Origin of the sequence: Aureimonas sp. Leaf324, from assembly GCF_001423245.1 — a bacterium.
In the GTDB taxonomy this organism is placed as follows: domain Bacteria; phylum Pseudomonadota; class Alphaproteobacteria; order Rhizobiales; family Rhizobiaceae; genus Aureimonas.
In genome coordinates this window covers 317,685-334,328 of the sequence record NZ_LMOH01000023.1, presented here as the reverse complement: position 1 = coordinate 334,328, position 16,644 = coordinate 317,685, and the positions used below count along the sequence as shown (strand labels likewise).

Annotated in this window: 16 protein-coding genes; 14 read left to right on the top strand and 2 right to left on the bottom strand. The window is 68.1% G+C overall.

The window, feature by feature from the left end:
• Window positions 1-49: 49 nt before the first annotated feature.
• Both ASF65_RS13840 and ASF65_RS13835 read left to right on the top strand, forming a co-directional pair.
• On the top strand, window positions 50-331 hold the full coding sequence (locus tag ASF65_RS13840; protein ID WP_244486666.1) for a glycine zipper domain-containing protein: 282 nt from the start codon (window positions 50-52) through the stop codon (window positions 329-331).
• 80 nt (window positions 332-411) lie between these two features.
• Window positions 412-693 (top strand): hypothetical protein, encoded by a 282-nt coding sequence (locus ASF65_RS13835; protein WP_055890221.1) that lies wholly within the window; start codon window positions 412-414, stop codon window positions 691-693.
• A gap of 21 nt (window positions 694-714) precedes the next feature.
• On the opposite strand, the gene ASF65_RS13830 is transcribed toward ASF65_RS13835, so the two are convergent.
• Entirely contained in the window at window positions 715-1,473 is a 759-nt protein-coding gene (locus tag ASF65_RS13830; protein WP_055890219.1) for a DUF2470 domain-containing protein, read from the bottom strand.
• A gap of 92 nt (window positions 1,474-1,565) precedes the next feature.
• Between ASF65_RS13830 and ASF65_RS13825 the strand changes: the two genes are divergently transcribed.
• From ASF65_RS13825 to ASF65_RS13800, 6 genes are all read left to right on the top strand, one after another.
• Window positions 1,566-2,729, top strand: coding sequence for an Mrp/NBP35 family ATP-binding protein (locus tag ASF65_RS13825; RefSeq protein ID WP_055890217.1), 1,164 nt, complete (start codon window positions 1,566-1,568; stop codon window positions 2,727-2,729).
• Window positions 2,730-2,832: 103 nt separating this feature from the next.
• On the top strand, window positions 2,833-4,428 hold the full coding sequence (locus ASF65_RS13820; protein ID WP_055890216.1) for an ABC transporter substrate-binding protein: 1,596 nt from the start codon (window positions 2,833-2,835) through the stop codon (window positions 4,426-4,428).
• 136 nt (window positions 4,429-4,564) lie between these two features.
• Window positions 4,565-5,572 (top strand): ABC transporter permease subunit, encoded by a 1,008-nt coding sequence (locus ASF65_RS13815; RefSeq protein ID WP_055890215.1) that lies wholly within the window; start codon window positions 4,565-4,567, stop codon window positions 5,570-5,572.
• Window positions 5,573-5,669: 97 nt separating this feature from the next.
• Complete coding sequence (locus tag ASF65_RS13810) at window positions 5,670-6,524, top strand: ABC transporter permease subunit (protein ID WP_244486701.1); 855 nt, start codon at window positions 5,670-5,672, stop codon at window positions 6,522-6,524.
• A 5-nt stretch (window positions 6,525-6,529) separates the two neighbouring features.
• Entirely contained in the window at window positions 6,530-7,369 is an 840-nt protein-coding gene (locus ASF65_RS13805; protein ID WP_082505576.1) for an ABC transporter ATP-binding protein, read from the top strand.
• Window positions 7,366-8,184, top strand: coding sequence for a dipeptide ABC transporter ATP-binding protein (locus ASF65_RS13800; protein WP_055890214.1), 819 nt, complete (start codon window positions 7,366-7,368; stop codon window positions 8,182-8,184). The genes ASF65_RS13805 and ASF65_RS13800 overlap by 4 nt, the downstream gene beginning before the upstream one ends.
• Before the next feature lie 73 nt (window positions 8,185-8,257).
• On the opposite strand, the gene ASF65_RS13795 is transcribed toward ASF65_RS13800, so the two are convergent.
• Entirely contained in the window at window positions 8,258-9,280 is a 1,023-nt protein-coding gene (locus ASF65_RS13795) for an ATP-binding cassette domain-containing protein (RefSeq protein ID WP_055890212.1), read from the bottom strand.
• A 232-nt stretch (window positions 9,281-9,512) separates the two neighbouring features.
• Between ASF65_RS13795 and ASF65_RS13790 the strand changes: the two genes are divergently transcribed.
• The 6 genes from ASF65_RS13790 to leuA all read left to right on the top strand — a co-directional run bounded on the left by ASF65_RS13790 (window position 9,513) and on the right by leuA (window position 16,613).
• Complete coding sequence (locus tag ASF65_RS13790) at window positions 9,513-9,779, top strand: hypothetical protein (RefSeq protein WP_055890210.1); 267 nt, start codon at window positions 9,513-9,515, stop codon at window positions 9,777-9,779.
• 100 nt (window positions 9,780-9,879) lie between these two features.
• Window positions 9,880-10,515, top strand: a complete 636-nt coding sequence (locus ASF65_RS13785; protein WP_055890208.1) for a glutathione S-transferase family protein — start codon at window positions 9,880-9,882, stop codon at window positions 10,513-10,515.
• Between the two features lie 248 nt (window positions 10,516-10,763).
• Window positions 10,764-12,953 carry an anthranilate synthase gene (locus tag ASF65_RS13780; protein ID WP_055890207.1) on the top strand — a complete coding sequence of 730 codons (2,190 nt, stop codon included), beginning with the start codon at window positions 10,764-10,766 and terminating at the stop codon, window positions 12,951-12,953.
• Window positions 12,954-12,973: 20 nt separating this feature from the next.
• Window positions 12,974-13,876, top strand: a complete 903-nt coding sequence (locus ASF65_RS13775; RefSeq protein ID WP_055890320.1) for a cation diffusion facilitator family transporter — start codon at window positions 12,974-12,976, stop codon at window positions 13,874-13,876.
• A 260-nt stretch (window positions 13,877-14,136) separates the two neighbouring features.
• Window positions 14,137-14,517 (top strand): hypothetical protein, encoded by a 381-nt coding sequence (locus ASF65_RS13770; RefSeq protein WP_055890205.1) that lies wholly within the window; start codon window positions 14,137-14,139, stop codon window positions 14,515-14,517.
• A gap of 404 nt (window positions 14,518-14,921) precedes the next feature.
• The gene (leuA, locus tag ASF65_RS13765; protein WP_244486665.1) at window positions 14,922-16,613 is read left to right on the top strand and encodes a 2-isopropylmalate synthase; all 1,692 of its coding nucleotides are present in this window, start codon (window positions 14,922-14,924) and stop codon (window positions 16,611-16,613) included.
• Window positions 16,614-16,644 lie beyond the last annotated feature (31 nt).

The following is a 16,644-nucleotide window of genomic DNA, read 5'->3' as shown; positions in this document are numbered from 1 at the left end:
CCCTCTATCTAGCCTGTTCGGGACACTCTGTTAGTTGGGAAAGCATCTGATGAAATCGATGATCTTGGCCGCCGTGGCGGCCAGCACGCTCGCTCTTGCCGGCTGCCAGTCGGTCGACAGCAACGTGGCCGTGCCGGCGGGCATCGGCGCTCTCGGCGGCGCCGCCATCGGTGCGGGCATCTCGGGCAACGCCCGTGGCGCCCTGATCGGTGCGGCGGTGGGCGGCGCAGGTGGCGCGCTTCTGGGTGCGGCGACCAACCGTCCGGGCCAGTGCGTCTATCGCGATGGTCGCGGCCAGCGCTACTACGCCGACTGCCCCGCCGGCTACTGAGCCAGGCGGTCTCGCATCGCCCGCCGGTTCACCGTGAACCGGCGGGCTCTTTGCACATGAAGTGGACGAGGACGGACCTGATGAGCGGCCAGCGCAACGTCTCCAGGCGAACAGTGCCCGCCATCCTGCTCGCTGTGACCTGCGCCGTCCTCTCCGGCTGTCAGTCCGATGTCTTGCCCGCCGTCTTCGGCCTCGGCTCGGGTGGCGTTTCCGCCTATGCGCCCGGCAAGCTGCCAGAGATCGTCGCCCGGCCGGGCGATCGTCTGATCGGTCGATCCGGGACGGACCGCGGTCGCTGCATCTTCGAGAATGCGGTCGGGAACCGCTTCCGGGCCGATTGCCCCGACGGCTTCACGCTCTGAGCCGGACGCCGTCCCGCCTCTTCAATCGTCGAGGGCGCGAGCCAACGCCACGAAGGCCGAGCGGAAATCCGCAGCCGACGCGACGGTTTGCTTGAATTCCACGCGTTCGACGCGGCCTCCGAGGACGAGCTCGAAACCGCGCCGATCCAGCGTCGCGATCCGCCAGCCGGCGTCCGCGCACCCGCGCCGAGCCATGATCCTGTTGAGAACGTCGGCGTGATCCTCGTTCATGTGGTCCACGACGCGCGTTTCCGCAGCCATGACGTCGGCGTCCGCCGCGTCGATGATGTCGTCCCGCCCGAGCGGATAGGCGCGGGCGAACCCGGCATTGAGGAAGGCGGAGCCGATCTCGACCCGCCAGTAGGAAAAGTCCGAGAACGTGCCGTAGAGCCGGGCCGAAGGATGATGCGCCGTGAAGCGTCGCGCGAGCCGATCGTAGCCATCCGCATCGGCTGCGATCGGACCCGCCGCCGAGCCGGCCAGCGACAGACGGGGCTGGTTCAGGGCATCGCCCTCAGTGGCGTCGCCGACGAGCAGCGAAACGCGAGGGTCGGCCTGGAGCGCACGCGTATGGGCCGAGAGTTGCGACAGGAGGAGGATCGGGCTGCCGTCGATGTCGGCGGCGAGCGCCACGCGGCTCGTCATCGGAGCGTGCGTCTCGGGATCGAGCCAGGCGAGCGCCGCATAGCGCGCGGTTCGCAAGAGGCGGCGAGCGAGCGCCAGCGCTTCGTCGTCGGGGCGAAGATAGGGGGAGGGTGCTAGGGGTGGCTTCTGCGTCATCGGACTTGGGCACTCCCATCGCTCAACCAAATCCCCTATCTGCGGGGCACATCGCGTGCAAGCCGCACGCCGCAGCCGGTACAGGAGCCCCGATGTCCGAGGACCAGAAGACCAAGATCCTTGAGGTTCTCAGCGCCCTGCCGGCTCCCGGCGGCGGCGATGTCGTCTCGCGCGGCATGGTCTCGGACATCTTCATCGCCGACGGTAAGGCGTTCTTCTCGATCAGCGTGCCGGCCGCCGAAGCCCAGCGTTTCGAAGGGCTGCGCCAGGAGGCCGAGCGCCGCGCGGCCGCCATTCCCGGCCTGTCGAGCGCGATGGTGGCCCTGACCGCCGAACGGCGCGGCGGCGGGATGGAGGCGCGCCCGCCGGCACCGCGTCCTCCTGCCAGAAGCGCGCCGCCGGCGGCGTCGAGACCCGCGCAACCACCGCAGCCGTCGCGCGCCGCCCGACAGGGCGTCGAGGGCGTCGGCCGGATCGTCGCCGTCGCCAGCGGCAAGGGCGGCGTCGGCAAGTCCACGACCGCCGTCAACCTCGCCCTCGGCTTCCGGGCGCTCGGCCTGCGTGTCGGCCTTCTCGACGCCGACATCTACGGTCCCTCCGTGCCGCGGCTTCTGGGGCTGCGGGGGCGGCCGGAACTCGAGAACGGCCGGGTGATGCGTCCGATGGATGCCTACGGTCTCAAGGCCATGTCGATGGGGTTCCTCGTCGAGGAGGAGACGCCGATGATCTGGCGCGGGCCGATGGTCATGTCGGCGCTGAACCAGATGCTGCGGGAGGTGGCCTGGGCGCCGCTCGACATTCTCGTGGTCGACATGCCGCCGGGCACGGGCGACGCGCAGCTGACCATGGCGCAGCAGGTGCCGCTGGCCGGCGCCGTGATCGTCTCGACGCCGCAGGACCTCGCGCTGATCGACGCGCGCAAGGGGCTGGCGATGTTCCGCAAGGTCGAGGTGCCGGTGCTCGGCATTGTCGAGAACATGAGCTACTTCGTGGCACCCGACACCGGGCGGCGTTACGACATCTTCGGCCACGGCGGGGCGCGGGCCGAGGCCGAGCGGCTCGGGGTCCCGTTCCTCGGGGAGGTACCGCTCGAGATGGCCATCCGCGAGGGCTCCGACGCCGGTGCCCCCGTCATGGCGGTCCAGCCCGACGGACCCCATGCGCGCGCCTATGCGGCGATCGCCGAGCGCACGCTCGCGTCAATCGAGGCATCCGGGGCGTCGGCGGGCAAGACACCCGAGATCGTTTTTGAGTGAAAAAACAAAAAAGCGGCTTGCGTGATGGCGGTCTCGTGGTCGAAATGTGCGCTTCCGGCGGCAATGCAGCCGTCCTAGGCACGTTCATGGGAGAACGCGTTTCATGGGTCTGACCAAGAAGCTTGTGGCGGCGACGGCGATCGTCCTCGCGCTCGGCTCGGCCGCTTCGGCCAAAACCTTCGTCTTCTGCTCCGAAGGCTCGCCCGAGGGCTTCGACCCCGGCCTCTACACCGCGGGCACCACGTTCGATGCCTCGGCGCACCCGGTCTACAACCGGCTCGCCGAGTTCAAGAAGGGCACGACCGAGACCGAGCCGGGTCTGGCCGAGAGCTGGGAGGTCTCGCCTGACGGTCTGCAGTACACGTTCAAGCTGCGCCCGGGCGTCAAGTTCCACTCGAACGCCAACTTCACGCCGACGCGCGACATGAACGCCGACGACGTCGTGTTCTCGTTCGACCGCCAGGGCAACGCGCAGAACCCGTGGCACCAGTACGTCTCGGGCGCGTCGTGGGAATACTACGCCTCGATGTCGATGCCCGAGACCGTGAAGTCGATCGAGAAGGTCGACGACATGACGGTGCGCTTCACGCTGAACACGCCCTACGCGCCGTTCATCGCCAACGTCGCGATGCCGTTCGCCTCGATCGTCTCGAAGGAATACGCCGACAAGCTCGCCGAGTCCGGCCAGCAGGCGCAGTTCAACCAGGCGCCGATCGGCACCGGTCCGTTCCAGTTCGTGGCCTACCAGCCCGATGCCGTGATCCGCTATCAGGCGTTCGCCGACTACTGGGGCGGCAAGCAGCCGATCGACGACCTCGTCTTCGCCATCACCAAGGAAGCCTCGGTCCGCCAGCAGCGCCTCGCCGCCGGCGAGTGCCACCTGATGGCCTACCCGAACCCGGCCGACGTGCCCTCGCTGCAGCAGAACGCCGACCTCAAGGTCGACGAGCAGGAAGGCCTCAACATCGGCTTCCTCGCCTACAACACCAAGCAGGCGCCGTTCGACAAGCCGGAGGTCCGCAAGGCCCTCAACATGGCGATCGACAAGGACGCGATCATCTCGGCCGTCTACCAGGGCGCCGGCACCAAGGCCGTCGCCCCGATCCCGCCGACCATGTGGAGCTACAACGCGCAGCTCAAGGACGACGCCTACGATCCGGAAGCCGCCAAGAAGGCCTTGGAAGCGGCCGGCGTCAAAGACCTGTCGATGAAGATCTGGGCGATGCCCGTCTCGCGCCCCTACAACCCGAACGCCGCGCGCATGGCCGAGCTGATCCAGTCGGACTTCGCCAAGGTCGGCGTGAAGGCCGAGATCGTCACCTACGAGTGGGGTGAGTATCTCGAGCGCTCGAAGGCCGAGGACCGCGACGGCGCGGTGCTGCTCGGCTGGACCGGCGACAACGGCGATCCGGACAACTTCCTCGCCGTGCTCCTCGGCTGCGACGCCGTGGGCGGTGCGAACCGCGCGCAGTGGTGCAACCAGGACTTCAACAAGCTCGTCCAGGAAGCCAAGGCCAAGCCGACGCAGGACGAGCGCGCCAAGCTCTACGAGCAGGCGCAGGTGATCTTCAAGGACCAGGCGCCCTGGGCCACGATCGCCCACTCGGTCGTCTACGTGCCGATGCGCAAGAACGTGACCGGCTTCGTCCAGAGCCCGCTCGGCGACTACACGTTCGACGGCGTCGACATCACCGAGTAAGACGTCCTCATCATCGCCGGGAAGGGGAGCGGCCATGCGCCGTTCCCCTTTTCGTTTGGCCGAACCTCTTGATTTCCGCTAGAGAAATCGGCTTCAGCCGCAGGATGCGGCTCAAGGACCTCCAAGGGCCTCACCCATGTTCCGCTTCATCGTAGCGCGCCTCGGCGTCCTCGTGCCGACCTTCGTCGGCGTGGCGATCGTCGCCTTTTCCTTCATCCGCCTCCTGCCCGGCGACCCCGTCACGCTGATGGCCGGCGAGCGCGGCATCAGCCCCGAGCGCCACGCCCAGCTCACCGCGCTGCTCGGCTACGACCAGCCGCTGCCGATCCAGTTCTGGCACTACCTCACGGGCCTCTTCGCGGGCGACTTCGGCACATCGATCGTCACGCGCCGCCCAGTCCTTACCGAGTTCATGACGCTGTTCCCGGCGACCGTCGAACTGTCGCTCTTCGCGATCCTGATCGCGGTGGCGATCGGCGTTCCGGCCGGCGTCTTCGCCGCGGTGAAACGCGGATCGTGGCTCGACCAGACCATCATGGGCACGGCCCTCGTCGGCTACTCCATGCCGATCTTCTGGTGGGGCCTCCTCCTCATCATCTTCTTTTCCGGCACGCTCGGCTGGACGCCGGTCTCGGGCCGCATCTCGCTTCTCTACTTCTTCCCGCCCGTCACCGGCTTCATGCTGATCGACAGCCTCCTGTCGGGGCAGGCCGGCGCGTTCAAGTCGGCGATTAGCCACCTGATCCTGCCGGGCGTCGTGCTCGCCACGATCCCGCTCGCTGTCATCGCGCGCCAGACGCGCTCGGCGATGCTCGAGGTTCTCAGCGAGGACTACGTGCGCACGGCGCGCGCCAAGGGCCTGAAGTCGACCCGTGTCGTCGGCATCCATGCGCTGCGCAACGCGCTGATCCCCGTCGTCACAACGATCGGCCTGCAGATCGGTGTGATGATGGCCGGCGCGATCCTCACCGAGACGATCTTCTCCTGGCCGGGGATCGGCAAGTGGATGGTCGATTCGGTCTTCCGCCGTGACTATCCGGTCGTCCAGGGCGGCCTTCTCCTCATCGCCATCGTCGTGATGGTGGTGAACCTCGTGGTCGATCTTCTCTACGGCCTCATCAACCCCCGCGTCCGGGCCCGATAGGAGAGCCACGATGTCCCATATCGAAGCCCAGGAAGCGGAAGCCGGCGTCGGCTCGCTGATCCCCGACCGCAAGCCCGAGACCGGCCAGCGCCGGCGGATGCTGTCGGAATTCTGGTACTACTTCTCGGTCAATCGCGGGGCCGTCGGCGGCCTCGTGGTGTTCGCGATCGTCGTGCTCGTGGCGTTCCTCGCGCCGTTCATCGCCCCGCACGATCCCGTGGCGCAGAACCGCGCCGCACTTCTGGTCCCGCCCGCCTTCATGCAGGGCGGGCAATGGTCCTACCTTCTCGGCACGGACGCCGTCGGCCGCGACATCCTCTCGCGCCTGATCTACGGCGCGCAGTACTCGCTGTTCATCGGCACCTTCGTCGTCATCCTCGCGGTGTCGACGGGCATCGTGATCGGCCTCATCGCCGGCTACTTCCGGGGCTGGGTCGACACGGTGATCATGCGCGTCATGGACGTGATCCTCGCCTTCCCCTCGCTGCTTCTCGCACTGGTGCTGGTCGCCATCCTCGGGCCGGGCCTCGTCAACGCGATGATCGCGATCGCGCTCGTCCTCCAGCCGCATTTCGTGCGCCTGACCCGCGCCTCGGTGATGGCTGAGAAGGAGCGCGAATACGTCACCGCCGCGCGCGTCGTCGGCGCCGGACCGATCCGGCTGATGTTCAAGACGATCCTGCCAAACTGCCTCGGGCCCCTCATCGTCCAGGCGACGCTGTCCTTCTCGAACGCCATCCTGGATGCCGCCGCGCTCGGCTTCCTCGGGCTCGGCGCCCAGCCGCCGACGCCGGAATGGGGCACGATGCTCGCCGAAGCGCGCGAGTTCGTGCTGCGCGCCTGGTGGGTCGTGACCTTCCCGGGTCTTGCGATCCTCGTCACGGTGCTCGCCATCAATCTCATCGGCGACGGTCTGCGCGATGCGCTCGACCCGAAGATGCGCCGGAGCTGACGTCCATGAGCCTTCTCGAAATCCGCAACCTGACCGTCAGCTTCGACACGGCCGCAGGGCCGTTCAAGGCGGTCGACGGCATCGACCTGCATGTCGATCAGCGCGAGGTTCTCGCGATCGTCGGCGAGTCCGGCTCGGGCAAGTCGGTCGGCATGCTGGCCACCATGGGCCTCCTGCCGAAGACCGCGACCGTCACTGCCGACCGGCTGACGTTCGAGGGCCGCGACCTCCTGACGCTCTCGTCGCGCGAGCGGCGCCAGATCGTCGGGCGCGACATCGCGATGATCTTCCAGGAGCCGATGGCGAGCCTCAACCCGTGCTTCACGGTGGGCTTCCAGCTGACCGAGACGCTGCGCTTCCATCTCGGCCTCGGCCGGGCGGAGCGCAAGCGCCGCGCGATCGAGCTTCTCCAGTCGGTCGGCATTCCCGACCCGGAAGGTCGCATGTCGAGCTTCCCGCACCAGATGTCGGGCGGCCAGTGCCAGCGCGTGATGATCGCGATGGCGATTGCCTGCAATCCGAAGCTCCTGATCGCCGACGAGCCGACGACGGCGCTCGACGTGACGATCCAGAAGCAGATCCTCGATCTCCTCGTCGGGCTGCAGCGCGAGCACGGCATGGGTCTCATCATGATCACCCACGACATGGGCGTCGTCGCCGAGACGGCGCACCGGGTCGTCGTCCAGTACAAGGGGCGCAAGATGGAGGAGGCGGGCGTGCTCGAACTCTTCGAGAACCCGAAGAATCCCTACACGCGCGCGCTCCTGTCGGCGCTGCCGGAGAACGCCACCGGCGACCGGTTGCCGACCGTCGCCGACGCCATGGCCCTGGAGGCCGCCCGATGAGTCCCGTCCTCGAAGCGCGCGGCATCAAGCGCGACTACCTCGTGCCGCAGGGCCTCTTCTCGGCGCCGAAGGCCGTCCATGCCGTGAAGGGCGTGTCCTTTTCGGTCGAGAAGGGCAAGACGCTGGCGATCGTCGGCGAATCGGGCTGCGGCAAGTCCACGCTCGCGCGCATCCTGACCCTGATCGACGAGCCGACGGCGGGCGAGCTCTTCATCGACGGCCAGCCGATGCGCATCGAGAAGGGCGTGACGCGCGAGATGCGCCGCAAGGTGCAGATGGTGTTCCAGAACCCCTACGGCTCGCTCAACCCGCGCCAGAAGGTCGGCGATGTCCTGACCGAGCCGCTGGCGCTCAACACCGACATGCCCGCGGCCGAGCGGCGCAGCCAAGCGATGGCGATGCTGGTGAAGGTCGGCCTCGGTCCGGAGCACTACAATCGCTATCCGCACATGTTCTCGGGCGGCCAGCGCCAGCGCATCGCGATCGCCCGCGCGCTGATGCTGAACCCGAGCCTCCTGGTGCTCGACGAGCCGGTGTCGGCGCTCGACCTTTCGGTGCAGGCGCAGATCCTGAACCTTCTCGCCGACCTTCAGGACGAGCTGGGGCTCACCTACGTCTTCATCAGCCACGACCTGTCGGTGGTGCGCTACATCGCCGATACGGTGATGGTGATGTACTACGGCGAGGTGGTGGAATACGGCACGCGCGACGACGTCTTCAACGCGCCGAGCCACCACTACACGCAGAAGCTTTTCGCCTCGACGCCGCGCGCCGACGTCGACAGCATCCGCCGCCGCATGGCCGAGCGCGCCTAAGGCTTTAAAACGGGTCCGGCGCGCCGTCGTGCGCCGGACGTGACGCTTCCGGAGGCGGGAGACCCGCTAAACGTCAGACGAAGAGGCTCCAGAGTCGGTGGGCGTCGATCTTGCCGAGGAGACGGCCTCGTTCGGCGACCACCACGTCGCCGCGCCGCAGCGTCGGCAGGACGTCCGCGAGCCGCGTACCGGTCTGGACGAGACCTGCAAAGCCCGCCGCCTCGTCGGCGGGCGTGATCGGCGCCATCACGTCCTCGGCCAGCAGGAAACCCACGGGGTTCAGTTCCGACAGGAGCGCGGCGACATGGTCCGTCGCCGGCTGCAACACCAGCTCGCGCGGCGGCCCCGCCTGCACCAGCCGGCCGTTGTCGAGGACCGCGATCCGGTCGCCGACGCGCATCGCCTCGGCGGGGTCGCAGGTCGTCAGGATCACCGTCTTGCCGGTGCGCTCGCGCAGGCGCCGCAGCGATGCGACGAGCGACGGGTCGCGCCAGGCGTCGGGCGTATCGATCGCGCCGTCCATGAGAAGGATCGGTTCCGCCCCGAGCGAGGCGACGAGAAGCTGGACATGCGCGCGAAGACCGGGGCCGAGGTGCGCGACCGTCGTGCCCGCCAGATCGCGCAGGCCCGCATTGGCAAGTTCGAGCACCACGCGGGGCGCGCGGTCGCGGCGCGGCGTGCCGTGGTCCGCGAGCGCCGCCTCGACGACGGCGGAGACGGTCCGGCGGTCGCCGAGGCGCACCGGCGCGCGCCAGCTGGAGACGGTCGCCTCCGCGTGGCGCTTGAGGTGGGACTTGGTCGCGGTCGCCAGCTCGAACGCCCCGTGCATGGTGAGAAACGAGGCGGACCCACGCGCGATGGGCGCCGCTCCGGCGAGCGCCGCCACGAGGCTCGACTTGCCCGAGCCCGAGCCGCCGAGCACCACGAGAATCTCGCCGGGGTAGACGTCGAGGTCGACGTCGATCAGTGCCACCGCACCATCGCCGGAGACGCGGATCGCGTGATGGCTCTCGCCGGCGTCGGCCCGGCGAAGGGCGGTGCCCGGCTGGCGGCCGTGGACGACGGCGAGGCGGCGGATGCTGATCTGCGGGGTCATGCGGCGGGCTTATGCGCCAGCGCCCGGACGCGCGCAAGCGCGAGGGTCGGACCATCGGCATCCCGCCCTCGGTTCATGAATTCGATGTCATGAACCCGTTGTAACTCGACGCCTCGGAGCCGCGGGCGCAGTCTCCTTGTCAGGCGCACCAAGCCACGGACCGCCGGGCGATCCAGCCCGACCCTCAGGCGACTTGGAATTCGATGACGCCGATCGAACCAGGAGCAAAGCCATGAAGTCCACCCTTTCCGCCGCCCTCGTCCTCCTCGGCACGCTGGGCGCTGCCTCGGCCGCGATGGCCGCGACCCCGATGCCTCGGCATCACGTCCAGCACACGCTGGCGACCCCCGCCACGCCGTCGAAGACCGCGCCGGTCAAGGTGATGAGCGAGACGCCCGTGAAGGATCCCGGTCTGTTGGGCGTCTTCCAGGCTTCGGACGGCGTCATCTATTCGGCGACGGTGAACGACCCGCGCATCCACGGCCTGCCGCAGTACTGAAGATCGCCCACGCTATCTTGGAAAAGGCCGCGCGATCCGTCGCGCGGCCTTCGCGTTTTGGGGCTAGGATCGCGGCCACCCAACCGGCGGAGGATGCCCGATGACCGACGATCTCGTTCTCTACACAAATCCCATGTCGCGCGGCCGCATCGCGCGCTGGATGCTGGAGGAGGTGGGCCAGCCCTACCGCGTCGAGGTGCTCGACTACGGGACCACGATGAAGGCGGCCGGGTATCTCGCCGTCAACCCGATGGGCAAGGTGCCGGCGTTGTCGCACCGGGGCGGCGTGGTGACCGAGGTCGCGGCGATCTGCGCCTATCTCGCCGATGCCTTTCCGCAAGCCGGGCTGGTGCCCGAGCCGGGCCCCGCGCGGGCCGCCTACTTCCGCTGGATGTTCTTCGCCGCCGGACCGCTCGAGGCGGCGGTCACCAACCGCACCCTCAAGGTCGAGGTGACGCCCGACCGCTCGGTCTTCGTCGGCTACGGCTCCTACGAGCGGGTGATGGACACGCTGGAAGCCGCCGTTTCGCGCACCGAATACGTCGCGGGCGACCGCTTCAGCGCGGCCGACGTCTATGTCGGCTCCCATATCGGCTACGGTCTTCATTTCGGGGGCATCGAGCGCCGTCCCGTCTTCGAGGCCTACCATGCCCGGCTCGCCGGGCGGCCGGCGTTCCGCCGGGCCTCCGAGGCCGACGATGCGCTTCTGGAGGCGGCCAAGGGGCAGGGCGGTTGAGGCGCGACCCGCACGTGCAAACCATTGGCAAATAGGGGCTCACGGCACTTTTTCGTTGCGACGCACCAGGGCTTCGGCTACCCATTCCGCCATGAACACCGCACGCAAGCACACGAACTGGTGGCAGACCCGCTTCTAGCGGCTTTGCGAACCCGTGCGCGTTCGATCGACAAAGGCCGCTCCGGACCCCCGGCGGCCTTTTCCTTTTGAGGGGCCTCGGGGCCGGCGCTCAAGATGGAGTGGATGGCATGACCCTCGAACCTCAGGCCGACGGTGCGCACGTCTATGTGACGGAGGGCGGTGTGACCGTCACCCGGCGGCGGCGCGACGTCGCCTATGCCGGTGCGATCGAGCCCTATGTCGATCGGCTGGACACCCGCCGCGGCGCGGTCTTCTCGTCGAACTACGAATATCCCGGCCGCTACACGCGCTGGGATACGGCGATTGTCGATCCGCCGCTAGTCGTGACGTCGTCGGGCCGCTCGGTCGTGATCGAGGCGCTGAACGCGCGGGGCCAAGTGCTGCTCGGCTTCGTCGCGGACGCGCTGGAAGGCCACGAGGACATCGCGTCCGCCGCCCGCACTGAGGGTCGGCTCGACCTGACGATCGCCCTGCCGTCGCGCGCCTTCACCGAGGAGGAGCGCTCGCGCATGCCGACCGTCTTCTCGGTGCTGCGCGCGATCGTCGCCCTGTTCAAGTCCGACGAGGATTCGGACCTCGGCCTCTACGGCGCCTTCGGCTACGACCTCGCCTTCCAGTTCGATCCGGTCGAGGAAACGCTCCAGCGCGCGCCCGACCGGCGCGATCTCGTGCTCTACCTGCCGGACGAGATCCTGATGGTGGATCACTATTCGGCGAAAGCCTATGTCGAGGAATACCAGTTCGAGAAGAGCGGCCGCTCGACCACCGGTCTTGCCGGCGGCGGGCCCGAGGCGCCCTTCGCGCGCGCCGAGAGCGTGCCGCCGCGCGGCGACCACAAGCCCGGCGAATACGCCGCGCTCGTGCGCCGCGCCAAGGAGAAGTTCATGCGCGGCGACCTCTTTGAGGTCGTGCCGGGCCAGACCTTCTACGAGCGCGTCGAGCATCGACCGTCCGAGGTGTCGCGGCGGCTGAAGGGCATCAACCCGTCGCCCTACTCGTTCTTCATCAATCTCGGGGCCAACGAGTTCCTGATCGGCGCTTCGCCGGAGATGTTCATCCGCGTCTCGGGACGGCGCGTCGAGACCTGCCCGATCTCCGGCACCATTCGGCGCGGTGAGGACGCGATTTCGGATTCGGAGCAGATCCTGAAGCTCCTCAACTCCAAGAAGGACGAGTCCGAGCTGACCATGTGCTCGGACGTCGACCGCAACGACAAGAGCCGCGTCTGCGAGCCGGGCTCGGTGCGCGTCATCGGCCGGCGCCAGATCGAGATGTATTCGCGCCTGATCCACACGGTGGACCATATCGAGGGGCGCCTGCGCGAAGGCATGGACGCGATGGACGCGTTCCTCAGCCATGCCTGGGCGGTGACGGTGACCGGCGCGCCCAAGCTCTGGGCGATGCGCTTCATCGAGAAGAACGAGAAGAGCCCGCGGGCCTGGTACGGCGGCGCCGTCGGCATGATGCACTTCAACGGCGACATGAACACCGGCCTGACGCTGCGCACCATCCGCCTCAAGGACGGCATCGCCGAAGTGCGCGCCGGCGCGACGCTCCTCTACGATTCCAATCCGGAGGAGGAGGAGGCCGAGACCGAACTCAAGGCGTCGGCGATGATCGCGGCGATCCGCGAGGCCGGGAAGCCGAACGCCGGTGAGGGGACCAGCGCCCGCGCCAAGGTCGGCGAGGGCGTGCGCATTCTCCTCGTCGATCACGAAGACAGTTTCGTTCACACGCTCGCCAACTACTTCCGCCAGACCGGCGCGGACGTGACGACCGTGCGCACTCCGGTGCCCGAGGAGATCTTCGACCGCGTCGCGCCCGATCTCGTCGTCCTGTCGCCCGGTCCCGGCAACCCGGATGATTTCGACTGCCGGGGCACGATCGCGCAGGCGCGCAAGCGCCAGATGCCGATCTTCGGCGTCTGCCTCGGGCTCCAGGCGCTGGCCGAAGCCTATGGCGGCACGCTGCGCACGCTCCATGTGCCTGTGCACGGCAAGCCGTCGCGCGTTCGCGTCTCGACGCCCGGCATCATCTTCTCCGGCCTTCCGAACGAGGTGACGGTCGGCCGCTACCACTCGATCTTTGCCGATCCGGTGCGCCTGCCGCGCGAGTTCGAGGTGACGGCCGAGACCGAGGACGGCGTCGTGATGGCCTTCGAGCACCGGCACGAGCCGGTCGCCGCCGTGCAGTTCCATCCCGAAAGCATCATGAGCCTCGGCAACGAGGCCGGAATGCGCATGATCGAAAACGTCGTGGCCAAGCTTCCGCGCCGCGCACGGGTGAAGGCCGCCTGATGACAGCATCCGCGATGACGATGGCCGACGATTCCGGCCGTCTGGTGAAGCGCACGGCGATGATGACCATCGCCGTCGCCTGCCTCGTCCTCGGCATCAAGTACGCGGCCTACGTGGTCACCGGGTCGGTGGCCCTGTTCTCGGATGCGCTGGAGTCCATCGTCAACGTCGTCGCGGGCCTCATCGCCCTGTGGGCCGTCAGCGTCAGCTACAAGCCCGCCGATACCGACCACCCCTACGGCCACACCAAGGCCGAGTATTTCTCGGCCGTGGTGGAAGGCGTCCTCATCGTCGTCGCCGCGCTTCTCATCCTGCGCGAGGCCTACGGCGCCTATCTGGAGCCCCGCGACATCGAGGCGCCGATGACCGGCATCGCGATCAACGGCGTCGCGACCGTCATCAATCTCCTGTGGGCCCTGCACCTCATCCGGCAGGGGCGCGCGCACCGGTCGCCGGCGCTCGATGCCGATGGGCGGCACATCATGGCCGACGTCGTGACCTCGGTCGGCGTGCTCGCGGGCCTTGCCGTCGCGAGCGTCACGGGCTGGTCGATCCTCGACCCGGCGCTCGCCGCCCTCGTCGCGCTGAACATCCTGCGCGAGGGCTGGAAGGTCGTCGCCTCCTCGCTGTCCGGCCTGATGGACCAGGCGCTCGACCCGGCGGACGACACGCGGGCACGCGAGATCATCTCGAACTCGGCGCAGGGCGCGATCGAGGTCCACGACGTGCGCACGCGCATCGCCGGCCGCGCAGTGTTCATCGAGTTCCACATGGTGGTGCCCAGCGAGATGCGCGTCGTCGACGCCCATGCGATCTGCGACCGCATCGAGGACGCGTTGCAGGACGCCTTCTCCGGTGCGCGCGTCCTGATCCATGTCGAGCCCGAAGGCGAGGCGAAGCAGGTGGGCGTCCCGGTTCTCTAAGTCATCGCGCCATCGCCGGACCGGTCATCGAGCGCCGGCCCACTCAGCGGAGTGGGTCGGCGTTTTCGCGTTAACGCCTCGGGCGGCTAAAAGGCAGGTTGGCTTACGTTAGGAACGGACTGTTCAACAATCGCTACTCGATAAGCCGACAGCCACCGCCTAAATCAAGCGCATCGGACGACGCAAGCTCATCTCCCCGGCTTCCTCCCAAGCCGCCGAATGTCTCGAGCGCCTCCCGCGTTTCAACAAGGACAAGAACAATGAAGACCTCCATCTTTGCCTCGGCTGTTGTGATCTCCCTCGCCGCCCTGACCGGCGTCGCCTCCGCCAACGGGATCGTCCCGGGCTCCGACACCTATGTGCGCGCCGCCGATGGCGCTGCCGTCAACTCGGTGATCCGTGGCGAGACCGCCGCCGCCCCGCGCACGACCGTCGTCGAGAGCCGCTCGTTCGGCTACCCCGTCACCGAGGGCGCTGCGGTGAACGTCGTCCCCGGCTCGCGCTACGAGAACCGCGCCTACGACTCGAACGCCGTCAACTCGGTGATCCGTGGCGACTACCGCGGCACCGCTGTGGCCTCGCCGGTCGAGCAGGTCCGCGTCGTCCCGGGTTCGGACTCGTTCGGCATCGACGCCCGCTGAACCAACGCACGGGCGGCTTCGGCCGCCCCCGCCTCAAAGGCTCGATCCGCGAGGATCGGGCCTTTTTCGCGTCTCGACGCCGCCGTGTGGGCTTGCCATCGGCGACAGGTGAGGGCATCCTCCCGGCCATGACGAAGTCGGACGCCTTCTTCGGCCCCTTGGCCCCGGTCGCCGCGCGCACGCGCAGCGCCTCTACGCGTCCGCTTCTCGGCCTCCTTCGTCTCGTCCTTATCGGCGATCGTCGGGCCCATTGATCGAAGGGGCGCCCGGCGGTCGAGCCGGCGCGCGAAACCCTCGCGAGGCCTCCAGTCTCTTCGGCTTTACAACCCCGGTCAAATCCTGAAAGACGCGCGTCAGCCGGCCGTCGTGCCGCTCCGTCTTCGCCGAACGAGCAAGGTATTCCCATGTCCGCATCCGTCCCGGTGATGCCCAAGGCTTCCCAGAAGTATCAGCCCTATCCGGCCGTCGATCTGCCCGATCGCCAGTGGCCCTCGCGCCGCATCGAGACGGCGCCGATCTGGTGCTCCGTCGATCTTCGCGACGGCAACCAGGCGCTGGTCGACCCGATGGGCCAGGAGCGCAAGTCGCGCATGTTCGCGCTCCTGAAGCACATGCGCTTCAAGGAGGTCGAGATCGGCTTCCCCTCCGCCTCGCAGACCGACTTCGACTTCACCCGCTGGTGCATCGAGGAGGGCGGCGTGCCCGACGACATGTCGCTGCAGGTGCTGGTCCAGTGCCGACCCGAGCTGATCACGCGCACCTTCGAGAGCCTGGAGGGCGCGAAGAACCCGATCGTCCACTTCTACAACTCGACCAGCGAGTTGCAGCGCCGCGTCGTGTTCGGCAAGGACCGCGCCGGCATCCGCCAGATCGCTGTCGAGGCCGCCGAGATGATCGCCGAGATGGCCGACAAGGCCGGCGGCGGGTTCCGCTTCGAGTATTCGCCCGAAAGCTTCACCGGCACCGAGCTCGATTTCGCGCTCGAGATCTGTAACGCTGTCGCGGAGGTCATCCGTCCGACGCCGGAGAACCGTCTGATCCTCAACCTGCCGGCGACCGTCGAGATGTCGACGCCCAACATCCACGCCGACCAGATCGAGTGGATGAGCCGCAACCTCGACAACCGCGAGACGATCATCCTGTCGCTGCACCCGCATAACGACCGGGGCACCGCGATCGCGGCGACCGAGCTCGGCCTGATGGCGGGCGCCGACCGGGTCGAGGGCACGCTGTTCGGCAACGGCGAGCGCACCGGCAACGTCGATCTCGTGACGCTGGCGCTCAACATGTACACGCAAGGGGTCGATCCCGAACTCGACGTCTCCGACATCAACCGGATGAAGGAGGTCTACGAGCACTGCAACCAGCTCGCGATCCCGGAGCGCCACCCCTACGTCGGCGAACTGGTCTACACGGCCTTCTCCGGCTCGCACCAGGACGCGATCAACAAGGGCATGAAGGCGGCGAAGGTCGCCAACAAGCCCCTGTGGGAGGTGCCGTATCTCCCGATCGATCCGCAGGATGTCGGCCGCTCCTACGAGGCGATCATCCGCATCAACTCGCAGTCGGGCAAGGGCGGCATCGCCTACGTACTGCAGGCCGACCACGGCCTGAACCTGCCGCGCAACCTGCAGGTGGATTTTCGCGAGGACATCCAGCGGATCACCGACGAGGAAGGCCGCGAACTGCCGGTCAAGCGCATCTACGAGCGCTTCCTCGAACGCTACGTCGAGCAGCCGGGCGCGCGCTTCGCCTATGTCGAGCACGTGACGCGGCCCGAACAGGGACCGTCCCGCCGCACGGTGACGGCGACGATCCGCGACGGCGACCGGACGATCGAGATCGAGGGGCGCGGCACCGGCGCGATCGACGGCTTCATCGACGGCCTGTCGCGGCACATGGGGATCGAGCTGTCGGTCGCCGACTACTCCGAGCACTCGCTCCAGCGCGGCTCCAACGCCTCGGCGATCGCCTACATGGAGATCGAGCACCCCGGCGGACGGGCCTTCGGTGCCGGCATCGACCAGAACGCCACCACGGCCTCGCTGCGCGCGATCGTTGCGGCGGCCAACCGGATCGTGGATAATCAGGGTTAACGAAACCTTTCCGCTTGCGTGCCGTTCCGGT